Genomic DNA, 13,701 nt, shown 5'->3' with positions numbered 1-13,701 from the left:
CGCTAGGCGTTGACCTTTCCCGTCTCAGTGGGGTCGCATTATAGGGAGATCCGAAAACAGATCAACCCTTTTTTGAAGAAAACTTGAAATAATGTGCTGTTCGCATATATTTACATCGAAACGGTCATTTTAAACACTAAAAAGACCCTCGCGGGCCTTTAAACTAGTTTACTGTGAGCTTCCACCCAAGTTTACCTTGCTGTTTAGACTCTTGTTGTAGCTCGCTGGCCATTAATGGATGCTCTTTTAACCAGTTACTTTCAAACTTAAGGTCTAACACTTCATTTTTAGCACTTAACTCAAACCTAGGTAATACATCATCTTGTCTACGCATTGATAAAATAACTGCAATACGCAGTAACCTAACAATATACTGAGCCAATAGGCTATTTGAACCAAGTGAATTAAAGCAACCTTTTTGAAAATCAGAACGGTGCGCTCCTGCGACTACCGCAATCAGCTTATGCTCTGATTGTGAGAAACCCGGCATATCAGTATTTTCTAAAATATAAGCCGTGTGTTTATGATACTGCTTATACTCTATTAGCAATCCGATCTCATGAAGCTGTGCGACTGCTTTTAACAGTGGTAGGCCATTTAAACTTTCAACTGGCCAATCTTTATTAATATTTGCAGCTAATTGAACAGCTAAGCTTGAAACTCGACATGCTTGCTTTTGATCGACATGATAACGGCTCATAAATCCATCGACAGTGCGTTTACGAATATCGTTATTATGGAATTCCGGAACCATGCTATATAAAACACCTTCACGGAGCGCGCCACCTGCGAGTCCCATTGTGTCTATTTCCAGAGATTCAAATAGTGCTATTAAGATAGCGAGTCCTGATACAAAGACCAGTCGGCGGTCTTCACTTAATCCAGGGAGATCCAACGCTGCAATAGTGCTAAATTCAATTGCTTGCTCTTTTATGCTGTTAAGTTTTTTAAGTGTAAGCAAGTCATCAAGATTTTGAGCGACCATGATTTCTTGAATAGCTTGTACTGTACCTGAAGCTCCAGAGGCAATTTTCCAACCAGCTGCTTTATATTCTGAGGATATTTCATCAATAATAGTGCGTGCTGCTTTTATAGCTGCGTTAAAGTTGCTATTACTTAACTGACAATCTTTAAAGTAACGTTCAAGATAAGTAACGCAACCCATATTAAGGCTTTTGTAATGTAGGGCGTCAAAGGCTTTACCTATTACCACTTCAGTACTTGCACCACCAATATCAATAACAAGCTGTTTGCCTGTACAAGAAGATGTATGAGCAACACCTTTATAAATTGTTCTAGCTTCTAATTCGCCGCTGATCACATTAACTTTATGACCGAGGATTTTTTCAGCTTGAGTTTTGAATACATCAGCATTAGTCGCTAAGCGCAGAGTAGCCGTTGCCACAATAGTGATATTTTGATTTGGGATATCTTGTAAGCGCTCAGCAAAAAGAGTGAGACATTCCCACCCTCGTTGCATTGCTTCTGTACTTAATACGTTGTTTTTATCAAGCCCTGCGGCTAGTCTGACCTTGCGTTTTACACGGCCAATTGTTTGCAGACCGCCAGCAATTGATTTGGCAATAAGCATATGAAAGCTATTTGAACCCAAATCAATAACTGCGTACACATTTTTTTGCGGTTTAAGTTGCCCCACCGTTCAAAAACCTCTAGTTACTACTACTTATACAAACGGTCGCTTACGACCGTCCTTTTTGGTAACTATTATTTGGACGACGTCCGCTGTTGTTACTGCGGTTACGTGGACCTGTTGAATAGTTGCGCTTTCTTTGAATAATAGGCTGTGTTAAATCATCTAACAATGCTGTTTTATCGTAATGCGATAAAGGAATGCTGTGCTCTATATATTCTTCAATTTCATGAAGATTGTATGCATACTGCTCACACGCAAAACTAATTGCATGCCCAGATGCACCAGCGCGGCCAGTACGACCAATACGGTGTACGTAATCTTCGCAATCGTCAGGTAAATCAAAGTTAAATACATGGCTCACTTCTGGAATATGTAAACCACGTGCTGCAACGTCAGTTGCCACTAAAAAGTCTAATTCGCCTTTACTGAACTGCGCTAATATACTTTGACGTTTTTTCTGATTTACATCACCAGTTAACATACCAACACGATGGCCATCAGACTTTAACCACGCATATACTGTTTCACAGCTGTGCTTGGTATTTGCAAACACGATTGCTTTCTCTGGCCATTCTTCTTCAATTAAGGTTAACAACAACTTAATTTTATCTTCTTGCGAAGGATGAAATAGCTCTTCTTGAATACGTTTACCCGTTTTAACGTCAGGTTCAATTTGAACGTGCTCTGGGTTTGTCATATGCTCAAACGCTAGTTCTTGCACACGATATGAAAGCGTGGCAGAAAATAATAAGTTTAAACGCTTCGATGTATCTGGCATACGATCGAACATATAGCGAATATCTTTAATAAAGCCTAAATCGAACATACGATCAGCTTCGTCAAGCACGACTACCTCAATTTCATTAAGGGTGTAACAGCCTTGCTTATACAGATCAATTAGGCGACCTGTAGTACCAATTAAAATATCAACGCCTTTTTCTAGTTGTGCACGTTGTTTTTCGTAATCTTCGCCACCATATACTAAACCTAAGTTAAGATTACAGTGCGGCGCTAAAATTTTAGCATCTTTGTGTATCTGAATCGCAAGCTCCCGAGTCGGGGCCATGATCAGGGCTCTTGGATGTTTACTAGGTGCTTTGCTAGATTGTAATAACCGATGGCACGTGGCAGTTAAAAACGCCAACGTTTTGCCTGTACCAGTTTGAGCTTGGCCCGCGATATCGCGTCCATCACAAATAAAAGGTAGGCATTTTGCTTGAATAGGTGTGCAATATTCAAACCCATTCTCGGTTAAACCGGCAACCACTTCCGGTGCGATAGCAAAGTCTGAAAACTTTTTATCGGTTAAATGTGTCTTAGTCATAGCGTTTAAGCATAACGTTTAAACTTGCAATAAGAAACAAGAGTGTTTAAATACGCACTAAATATTTCGCCTAACTAAATCGGAGAGCGCAATGAGCGAGAAAATAATCCAAATTACTGACGATAGCTTTGAAGCTGACGTATTACAATCAGACAAACCAGTACTAGTAGATTTCTGGGCTGAATGGTGTGGACCTTGTAAAATGATCGCCCCTATTCTTCACGAAGTTGCTGATGAATACGACAGCCGTGTGACTGTTGCTAAATTGAACATTGACCAAAATGCGGGCACACCGCCAAAATTTGGTATTCGTGGCATCCCTACTTTGCTTCTTTTTAAAGATGGCCAAGTAGCTGCAACAAAAGTAGGTGCACTTTCAAAAACTCAACTTATCGAGTTTTTAGAAAACAACATCTAATTGTAAGCTAGAACTATAAAAAAGGGTTTTTTTACCCTTTTTTAAATTTATTTTGTATAAAGACTGGACGCTTTGCCAGTGAACTGCTAGTTTATAAAGCCAACTAATCCTTAGTTATATTCAACAAACCTCACTCAACTATCAAAGCGATTTTGAGTATGACAACTGTAATAAAGAACCCACCAATATGCATTTACGCGAATTAAAAGACAAGTCCATTAAAGAGCTTGTAGACTTAGCTGAGTCCATGGGGCTCGAAAACGTAGCCCGCTTAAGAAAGCAAGATATCATTTTTGCCATTCTTAAATCCCATGCCAAAGGCGGAGAAAATATCTTCGGCGGCGGTGTATTAGAGATTTTACAAGATGGTTTTGGTTTCTTAAGATCATCAGAAGCCTCTTACTTAGCTGGGCCAGATGACATTTATGTTTCACCTAGCCAAATTCGCCGTTTCAGCATGCGTACTGGCGATTCAATATCAGGTCTTATTCGTCCACCTAAAGACGGTGAACGTTACTTTGCTTTACTTAAAGTAAATGAAGTTAACTTTGATAAACCTGAAAACTCTCGAACTAAAATTCTTTTTGAAAACCTTACCCCACTACATGCAAACGAACGTTTTCGTATGGAACGTGGTAACGGCAGTAAAGAAGATATTACAGCCCGCGTACTTGATTTAGCCTCACCTATTGGCCGCGGCCAACGTGGTTTGTTAGTAGCACCGCCAAAAGCGGGTAAAACAATGCTATTACAAAATATTGCACAATCAATTACACACAACCACCCAGATGCAACATTAATGGTATTACTAATTGATGAGCGTCCGGAAGAAGTAACAGAAATGCAGCGCCTAGTTAAAGGTGAAGTTATTGCATCAACGTTTGATGAGCCAGCTTCTCGTCACGTACAAGTTGCCGAAATGGTTATCGAAAAGGCAAAACGTTTAGTTGAGCATAAAAAAGATGTTGTTATCTTATTAGATTCAATCACTCGTTTAGCACGTGCTTATAACACCGTTATTCCTTCATCTGGAAAAGTACTAACTGGTGGTGTTGATGCCAATGCATTACACAAACCTAAGCGTTTCTTTGGCGCAGCACGTAATGTTGAAGAAGGTGGTAGTTTAACAATTATTGCGACAGCACTTATCGATACTGGCTCTAAAATGGATGAAGTTATCTACGAAGAGTTTAAAGGTACTGGTAATATGGAATTACATCTTAACCGTAAAATTGCGGAAAGACGTGTATTTCCAGCTATTGACTTTAACCGCTCAGGCACTCGTCGTGAAGAGCTACTTACTAAACCAGATGAGCTACAGAAGCTTTGGATTTTACGTAAGATTGTTCACGATATGTCAGAAATCGATGCTATGGAATTCTTAATCGATAAATTATCGATGAGTAAGACTAACGATGAATTTTTTGATTCGATGAAGCGCCAATAAGCACTCAAATCTAAAAAAGCGCCAATTGGCGCTTTTTTATTATCTAAGGTGTTTTATAAATACTTAACCTGATCTTAGGTTACTTATAAACTAACTTTCATTATATTTTTTAAGTACCGCTTGTAAGCTATACACCAGTTCTTCAACTTCCAATAAATTACGACTATTTGGCATTTTTAAAAGTGCTCTATCAAGATTTTTAGCAGCATGTGCTATTTCATCTAATCCAAACATTTGTGCCGCACCGAGTATTCGGTGGCTGTCTTTTTGAAGCGCATCTAAATCTTTATTTATGAAATGCTGTGTTATGGTTTTATTTTCTAAAGTAAAACTTTGTTTAAAGCTAACCACTAAATCACTGACATCAATATCACTTGGTATATCAGATTCATCGCTATCCACTAAGTCTAAATTTTCTGATAAGGCTTTATAAAATAAATCTTTATCTATGGGTTTTGCAAGATAGCCATCAAATCCTAGTGTGAGGTAATCGTCAATCTCATGACTCATCGCGTTCGCTGTTAATGCAAAAGTTGGCCGCTCAAAACCGCATTTTTTTAATAGCTCAAATGCTGCTCGCCCATCCATTATTGGCATTTGAATATCAAGTAAAACTAAATCAGGATACTCTTGCAAACATTGCTCTACGGCTTGCTCTCCGTTTTCTACTGCAATAACATCAAGTCCTAAAGAACGTAAATAGCGACTAATAAACCTACGGTTATCTGCATGATCTTCTGCAAGTAACACCTTGCCACTTAGCTGTTTATTAATCGTGTCAGTTTGCTGACTCTCATTTGTCTCTTTAGGTACTTGTATACAAGGCAAGAAAAACGAAAATTGACTGCCTTTTTTATATTCGCTCTGCACACTAATATATCCGCCCATCATGGAAGCGAGTTGCTGCGATAAGCTAAGACCCAAACCTGTTCCACCAAAACGACGACTTATACTATTATCTGCTTGGCTGAAGCATTCAAATATGAACTTTAATTGTGATGAGCTCATACCTATACCTGTATCTTTAACGCTCAGCACTAACCCTTGCTCTGTTTTATTTAACGCGACAATTACCTGTCCTGAGTGAGTAAATTTAATTGCATTTGCACACAAGTTAATAAGAATTTGCTTTAAACGGGTTGAATCAAGCTTGGTATAAAACTCATCCCCTATTTGATTGTCTAAAACTAAGTGTAAATCTTTTGCTTTAGCTTGCATGCTAAACATAGTGTGCACAGCACTAACTAATTGAACAATATCAAAACAAGAAATACTTAACTCTAATCTATTGGCTTCAATTTTACTCAAATCGAGCACATCATTAATTAAGCTTTTTAGATGATCGCTATGACGCTGTATTATTTTTAGTTCATCTTGAAGCTGCTCGGGCTCATAAAGCCCATTAATCAAGTCATCAGTTTGACCTAAAATGGCCGTCAATGGCGTTCTAATTTCATGGCTAATATTGGCTAAAAATTGACTTTTAACATCGTTCGCCTCTCTTAACTCTTGAGCTACCGCTTTTAACTCTGAAGTCCGCTGTTCAACCTGCTCAGCAAGATACTGCTTTGCACGCTTTTCTGAACCACGTCGATACAAGGCAACACCGGTCACGACCACCAAAAATAATAAGACAAAAATAAATACCGTCAACTGCGAACGTTGGTTCATTTTTAGCTCTTGCACTTTGCGGTCTTGTTTTAATTCTTTAATTTCTTGGTTTAATTGCGTAGCCTTAAATTGCTTTTCTAACACAGCCAAAGCTTGAATAATGGACTCACTTCTTAATTTACGCTGCTCAATCTTATACCTTTCGTGCTGCTGCATAGCATTTTCGTAATTTCCAAGCGCTCCCTCTATTAAAGCATAAGTACCAAGCCCTTCTCGCATAATACGATCATTACTATGCTCTTTAAGCAACTCAAAAACGCGCTCAATGTTAATTTTTGCATCATCTAACATCCCTTTTACAAACAAAACTTTTGCTAAGGCATGCAGCGCACTTAGCTCTAAATTATGGTTATCAATTTTTAATGCATACTCTATCGCTAAGTTTGCTTGCTCATACGCTACGTCTACCTTGTTTAAAGCAATATTTACATTTGCAAGGTTAATATACTGATTAGCTAACTTATTAAAGTCATCAGCAGATAAATAATAACGCAATGCTAATTGATAATAATGCAGCGCTAAATCTAGCTGATTACTCTCAAAATACGCCACCCCTATATTGTTATGAACGATGGCAATACCGAGATCATCCCCTATTTTTCGAAATATTTTTACGACATCCTGATAGATATTCATTGCATTTTCATAACGAGATAAGCGCATATAAACACCCGCTATGTTGAGTAAAATATCACTCTGATCTTGCTCACTACCACCTGCCTCATAGAGCGCTTTTGCCTTTAAATAGTATTCAAGGGTCATTACCAATTTGTGCATTTCAAAATAAGCTAACCCTATATTATTTAATAAGTTAGCTTGTTCTAATAATTTATTTTTTAGTTCTGCAATATCAAGTGCACGATCGTATTCAGCAATAGCGCGCTGAAACAAGCCTTGGTAAAATAGCGCAACACCTTGCATTTTTATTGCACGGAAGTGTTCATTAGGGAGAAATGAATCGGATGTTTGTAGCTCAAGTAATTGAAAGTAATTTAACGCATCGCCGTATTTACCAATAGAAAGCGCAGTATCGGCAAGCTCTGCATATACTACAACACGTTCTTGCGGTGTAACTTTTTGCTCATTGAGTAGCGTACTTCCTAATTGAAGCTTTGCATCCCATTGCTTTTGTTCCTTCAATTCCTCTAAGATTGAAGTAACTTGTTGACCATAACTTGGTATAAAGAGCAAACTGCATACAATGAATAAGAGGCATTTAAGCTTGCCTTGCATAGTTTCAATCCTTCAAATTGTTACTTATAACAATGTAATATCCATCGAAGATACACTAATAACTAGGGCGTAAACAATGCTTAACCCTCTGATAGACAAAATTTTTGACATAATATTAACAAAGAAGGTCTGGCAAGTTCATATTCTAGCATCAGAACTAATAAACTGCGGTGCAGTAAAATCATTGGATGAGAACCCTCAACGTGATTTATTTAAGCGTAACTTTTTAATCATGAATGCTTTATATCAGTTACAGGAGCAACTACTCCCACAAATTCTGTTAATCTCAACTTTACATATAGAACTCTTAGAAAAAAGTGTAACAAACCCAATTTCACACAGAACCAGTTTGAGAGACTACTATTTAGATTGGCAAAATTATGACACTTCAACACAAGAAGTTGATGCACTATTAAATGATTTTTGGGGACAATTTGAACGTGAATATACTAGACCAACTTTAACGCAAGAAGATTATCACGCACTTACAAGCAAGTGGCAATTACCAAACAACTACACATTAAAAGAGTTACAAAAATGCTGGAGACAACAGGCATTGAAGCACCATCCCGATAAGCCCGATGGCTGCGCCATAAAGTTTAAGCAAATAAAAGAGGAATACGAGCAGCTAAAAAACACTGCCCGTTAATGTCCTATTTAAGAATGTACTAGCGAGTAAGGCGGCGAGCGCGTATTTTACGCCCTTTAATATTGCCTTCGGTTAGTTTACGAAGTGCCGGCTTTGATGAGTTACGTTCAACAGCAACAAACGCTACATTATCAAGTACGTTAATTTTTCCCACTTGACGACCTGCAACCCCATCTTTACCTGTTAAAGCACCTAAAATATCCCCAGCGCGCACTTTCTGCTTTTTACCTGAATCTATCATTAAAGTAACCATTTCAGGGCGGTAAGGCGGCTTGTCTAATAAATTAAACGGAGGCATTTGCTCAGGCGTAATATCGCGTTCGTAATGTTCGCCAATTTGTGCAATTTTAAACGCTTCTGCTTCACCGTAAATCGAACATGCAATGCCCTTTTTACCAGCGCGACCAGTACGACCAACACGATGTACATGTGTTTGCGTGTCATGTGCTAAATGGTAGTTAATAACCATATCCATGTCATCAATATCTAAACCACGTGCTGCAACATCGGTGGCAACAAGTATTGAAGCACTCTTGTTTGAAAAGTGAATTAACGTACGTTCACGATCGCGTTGTTCTAAATCACCGTGCAGCGCAACTGCGCTAAAGCCCTCGTCGGCTAAATCATCACATACTTGTTGTGTTTCTACTTTGGTATTACAAAATACAACACAGCTTTGTGGCGTAAATTTAAGTAGCAATAATTTAAGCGTTGGATAACGCTGCTTATTATTATCCATTTTGTAGAAGTACTGCTTAATTGTGCTCTTGGCTTGCTCTTCTTCTACTTTAACCATTTCTGGATTTTTAAGTACACGCTTAGCAATTGCTTCAATAGCGCGTGGGAATGTTGCACTAAATAACAATGTTTGACGATTTTGTGGAATACGCTCAATAATTGCATCTAATGTGTCTTGAAAACCCATATCAAGCATTTGATCGGCTTCATCAAGTACCAACGTTTCAACATCATCTAAACGTAAAGTACCTTTACGAATATGATCATCAACACGCCCAGGGGTGCCAACGATAATGTGTGCGCCATGTTCAAGTGAGCCTATTTGTGGACCAATTGAAACGCCTCCACATAATGTCAATATTTTAATGTTATGAATGCCGCGTGCTAATTTACGCATTTCAACCGCAACCTGCTCGGCAAGCTCACGAGTCGGACACAACACTAAAGATTGAATACGAAAGCGTTTTACGTTTAATTTAGCTAATACACCCAAGCTAAACGCAGCAGTTTTACCTGAACCGGTTTTTGCCTGAGCAATGATGTCTTTACCAGCAAGTACAGGCGGCAAACTTTGCGCTTGTACAGGTGTCATGTGGGCATAGCCAAGTGTTGATAAGTTATCAACGAGTCCAGCTGGTAAAGCCAAAGATGAAAAAGCAGTTGAAGTCACAATAAATTCCATAGCAATAAAAATAACATGGGAGAAAACCCCACTGGATATGCCGCTAATAATAGCAGAATTCGTAATTGGCAACCATGAGCAAACACATTATAAATGTAGGTTAATAATAGTAGTTGAAAATGATAGTAGTTTTCATTAAGATCCCGATTATTTTTTACATAACAGCTCTGGAAGCAATAAATGAAACTGAATCCTCTTTACATAGCACTATTGGCAAGCATTACAACAAACGTATCTGCAACCACTACCGATCTTGAACACATAGAAGTAAAAGGTAGTTACTTTAATGACTACAAAGTAGATAACGCTAATGGTGCAATGAGAACATCAGCCTCATTACTTGAAACTGCACAATCTGTCACTGTAATAACGGATACTATTGTTAACGAGCAACTTGCCACAACCCTTGGCGAAGTGCTTACCAATGACGCAAGCTTAACTGCAGGCTCGCAACAACGTAACCGCGAAGTATTTAATTTACGTGGCTTTGAGTTAAGCTCATCAACAGGCTATTTACGCGACGGGCATCAGCATTGGTCACACTACCAACAACCAATCGAAATCCTGCAGCAAGTAGAGGTTATTAAGGGTCCATCAAGCATTTTATATGGTCAATCAGGCCCTGGTGGCTTGGTAAATATGGTAACCAAAAAACCAACTGCACAAACATTATTTAATGCCAGTGCCGATGTAGATCAGCATGGTTCTACTCGCTTTATGGTAGATGCTGCAGGCGCATTAACTGAATCGGAAGATTTACGTGCTCGCGGGATTTTAGTAAAGCAAGATGTTGACTACTGGCGTGAGTACCAAAACGGTGAAAACCGTGAACGCGACCGCTTTTTAGGTGCATTAGTTGTAGATTACGATATTAGCGACAACGCATTAGTACGTGTGCATTATGACCGCACAGATGATAAAGCAGGGTTAGATACTGGCGCTTGGATTGATGAAAATGCTAACGTAATTGGCGATGACAAAACAATTCGCGATATGTCTTGGGCATTTACCGATATAACGGTAGAAAACCTAGGTGTAGACCTAGAAGTATTTTTAACCGATAACTGGCAAGTAAAGCTTGGCTATAACGAACAAACGTTTGAACGCCAGCGTTTTGAATCAGCACCTCGTAAACCGTCTTCTTTTACTCAAGGTGATAGCTATGAATCTCGCCCTTATGATCGTTTTGATGACTGGCAGTTTACCACTGCATTTATTGACTTTATCGGTGAATTTGAAACCGCAGGCGTCCAACACCAACTATTGATTGGTGCAAATTCGCTTGATTATTACTATGGTCAATTACGCACTTCTAGTGACTCTATTACCTACTCTGCAGGCCAAATTGAGCCAGCTCGCCCAGACGTGAGTTACACAACGGATACAACCAAACGAGAATCTAAATATGACTTCTATGGCGTTTATTTTCAAGATTTGATGACATTCACACCAGAGTGGCAAGTATCTGTCGGTGGTCGATTTGACAAACAAAATAAAGAAGGCGCAGACAATGAGTCATTCGTGCCTAAGTTTGGCGTGTTATACCACCCGAATGCTTCAGCAACTATATATGGTAGTTATTCTGAAGGCTTTGAACCACAAAGTAGTGATACCTTAATCAATGAAAATGATGCTAATAACGGTATGAAACTTGATGCTGTTACTTCTGAGCAAAAAGAAATAGGCATTAAATGGCAATTATTTGATGATCGCTTAATGCTTAGCAGTGCACTTTTCGACATTAGCAAAACAGGCACCTTGATCACTGAGCAGTTAGATAATCCAGCAGGTAATATTGAAACAATTACAACACAGGCCGGTGAGCAACGCCACAAAGGTTTTGAACTAGGTGCACAAGGCGCAGCCACTGATCGTTTATTTGTCATGGCATCAACAATGTACATTGATGCTGAATATGTTCAAGGCAACGCACGTCCAACAGATACACCAAAATGGTCTGCATCTCTTTGGACTCGCTATGAGTTAAACGACGCCATTGCATTTAATGCCGGTGCTTTTTATGAAGGCGAACGTTTTGCTAATAGTAATAACACCATTACTAAGGACGCGTATACCCGCGTTGATATTGGTGCAACTTACAAATTTAATATAAACAATACTGATATCAACCTACGTTTAAACGTTAAAAACTTATTTGATAAAAACTACCTAGGTGGTGGCGGTACTAATAACGTAACTGTTGGAGAAGGTACAAATCTTCGTTTGGCTGCGCAATTTAGCTTTTAATTAAACGCTTAAAATATAGTTTTAAAATATAGCCCGCCTAAATTACGCGGGCTTTTTTATATCTAAACTTTTTATATATAACCTTATTAAACCTATAACAAAGTCTATTCATCTCATCTATTTTTTATCGTGTTTATTACATGCTCTAATAGTGTTAATTATTAAAAAGGCCTTCCAATATGAAAAAATTGATTACCGCACTCCTTCTTACCAGCAGTATGGCTGCAAACGCTAACAGCGCCGAATTTACCCAAAAACAACTACAACAAGTAGACGAAGTACGCAACTCAGCGCTCAACAGTGACTTAAGCTATCAATTACTGGAATCTCTTACCACTGAGATAGGCCCACGCCTTCCTGGTACAGAAAATGATAAAAAAGCCGTTGCATGGGCACAAGAAAAATTTAATGAACTGGGTTTTGATAAGGTATGGCTAGAAGAAGCAACTTTCCCTGAATGGCGCCGCTTCAGTGAAAGCGGTAAAATTCTTACCCCGAGTGAACAAACACTAAATTTAACCGCACTTGGTCATAGTGTGAGCACACCAAAAGACGGTATTACTGCTGAAGTTATATTATTTGAAACCCTTGATGAGTTGATCGCAGCCCCAGCAAACAGTTTAAAGGGTAAAATTGCCTATATTAACTACCGTATGAACCGCGACATTGATGGTAATGGTTATGGCCCTGCCGTTCGTGCACGTTCAACTGGTTCTGTGGAAGCCGCTAAAAAAGGTGCAATTGGTTATATGATGCGCTCAGTCAGTACTGCGCATCACCGTTTTGCACATACTGGTGGTAGCCACTATAAAGACGGTGTAACAAAAATCCCTAACGTAACAATTGCCAACCCTGATGCCGACCAAATTGCTCGCCTGATTGCGCTGGGCAAAAGCGTTACTGTAAATATTAATGTGCAAAATGAAGATCGTGGTCAAGGCACTGGTTATAACGTTATTGGCCAATTTAATGGTACCGAAAATCCCGAGCAATATGTGTTAATTGGCGGGCATTTAGATTCTTGGGACTTAGGGACTGGCGCATTAGATGATGGTGCAGGCGTTGCATTAACGATGGCAGCCGCTAAGCATATTAGCGATGTAAAACGCACTAAACGTAGTATTCGCGTGGTGCTTTTTGCCGCTGAAGAACTCGGCCTTTGGGGTGCTAAAGCTTACTTTGCACAGCACAAGGATGAGCTAAACAATATAGTTGCGGCCGCTGAGTCTGATTTTGGTGCCGATGTAGTCTATGGTTTTGAATCGAATGTAAGCGCAGAGTCATTACCAGTAGTACGTGCTATAGCAAAAGAGCTTGCGCCATTAAATATTGAACACATTGGCCAAAATGAAGCAAAAGGCGGACCTGATTTAATCCCTCTTAAAAATGCAACGTCAGCGCCTATTTTTGAACTTGCGCAAGATGGAACAGATTACTTTGATTACCATCACACAGCCGACGATACGCTTGATAAAGTAACACCCGCTAAGCTTCGTCAAAATACCGCTGCATACGCTGTATTTGCTTTAATGGCTGCCGATGCTAAAACAACGATTAAGCCTAAAGCTCAAAATAAATAACCTGAACTCTGGTTAAATAATAACAGACATACTTACTTACAGTTTGTAGCTTTAACTA

9 protein-coding genes are annotated in these 13,701 nt (G+C 39.1%); 5 read left to right on the top strand and 4 right to left on the bottom strand.

Annotated features, from left to right (window positions below; translation table 11 throughout):
• Positions 1 to 163 precede the first annotated feature (163 nt).
• Both gppA and rhlB read right to left on the bottom strand, forming a co-directional pair.
• Positions 164 to 1,657 carry a guanosine-5'-triphosphate,3'-diphosphate diphosphatase gene (gppA, locus tag CWB66_RS02595; RefSeq protein WP_138584235.1) on the bottom strand — a complete coding sequence of 498 codons (1,494 nt, stop codon included), beginning with the start codon at positions 1,655 to 1,657 and terminating at the stop codon, positions 164 to 166.
• A gap of 43 nt (positions 1,658 to 1,700) precedes the next feature.
• Positions 1,701 to 2,978 carry an ATP-dependent RNA helicase RhlB gene (gene rhlB / locus CWB66_RS02590; RefSeq protein ID WP_077536631.1) on the bottom strand — a complete coding sequence of 426 codons (1,278 nt, stop codon included), beginning with the start codon at positions 2,976 to 2,978 and terminating at the stop codon, positions 1,701 to 1,703.
• Between the two features lie 91 nt (positions 2,979 to 3,069).
• Here rhlB and trxA point away from each other — a divergent pair, with 91 nt between their 5' ends.
• Positions 3,070 to 3,396 carry a thioredoxin TrxA gene (gene trxA / locus CWB66_RS02585; RefSeq protein ID WP_002960942.1) on the top strand — a complete coding sequence of 109 codons (327 nt, stop codon included), beginning with the start codon at positions 3,070 to 3,072 and terminating at the stop codon, positions 3,394 to 3,396.
• A 187-nt stretch (positions 3,397 to 3,583) separates the two neighbouring features.
• Positions 3,584 to 4,843: a transcription termination factor Rho gene (gene rho, locus CWB66_RS02580; RefSeq protein WP_011326839.1), complete on the top strand. Its 1,260-nt coding sequence runs from the start codon at positions 3,584 to 3,586 to the stop codon at positions 4,841 to 4,843.
• Between the two features lie 90 nt (positions 4,844 to 4,933).
• On the opposite strand, the gene CWB66_RS02575 is transcribed toward rho, so the two are convergent.
• Positions 4,934 to 7,747 (bottom strand): ATP-binding protein, encoded by a 2,814-nt coding sequence (locus CWB66_RS02575; RefSeq protein ID WP_138584234.1) that lies wholly within the window; start codon positions 7,745 to 7,747, stop codon positions 4,934 to 4,936.
• A 76-nt stretch (positions 7,748 to 7,823) separates the two neighbouring features.
• Here CWB66_RS02575 and CWB66_RS02570 point away from each other — a divergent pair, with 76 nt between their 5' ends.
• Positions 7,824 to 8,396: a DNA-J related domain-containing protein gene (locus tag CWB66_RS02570; protein ID WP_077536629.1), complete on the top strand. Its 573-nt coding sequence runs from the start codon at positions 7,824 to 7,826 to the stop codon at positions 8,394 to 8,396.
• Positions 8,397 to 8,415: 19 nt separating this feature from the next.
• On the opposite strand, the gene dbpA is transcribed toward CWB66_RS02570, so the two are convergent.
• Entirely contained in the window at positions 8,416 to 9,804 is a 1,389-nt protein-coding gene (gene dbpA / locus CWB66_RS02565; protein WP_165743273.1) for an ATP-dependent RNA helicase DbpA, read from the bottom strand.
• A 192-nt stretch (positions 9,805 to 9,996) separates the two neighbouring features.
• Between dbpA and CWB66_RS02560 the strand changes: the two genes are divergently transcribed.
• Positions 9,997 to 12,063 (top strand): TonB-dependent siderophore receptor, encoded by a 2,067-nt coding sequence (locus tag CWB66_RS02560; RefSeq protein WP_138584233.1) that lies wholly within the window; start codon positions 9,997 to 9,999, stop codon positions 12,061 to 12,063.
• A 179-nt stretch (positions 12,064 to 12,242) separates the two neighbouring features.
• Positions 12,243 to 13,643, top strand: a complete 1,401-nt coding sequence (locus tag CWB66_RS02555; protein WP_138584232.1) for a M20/M25/M40 family metallo-hydrolase — start codon at positions 12,243 to 12,245, stop codon at positions 13,641 to 13,643.
• Positions 13,644 to 13,701 lie beyond the last annotated feature (58 nt).

Origin of the sequence: Pseudoalteromonas sp. S558 (genome assembly GCF_005886635.1) — a bacterium.
GTDB classification, from domain to species: domain Bacteria; phylum Pseudomonadota; class Gammaproteobacteria; order Enterobacterales; family Alteromonadaceae; genus Pseudoalteromonas; species Pseudoalteromonas aliena.
The sequence above is the reverse complement of the archived record's forward strand: the minus strand, read 5'-3'. Positions and strand labels throughout refer to the sequence as shown.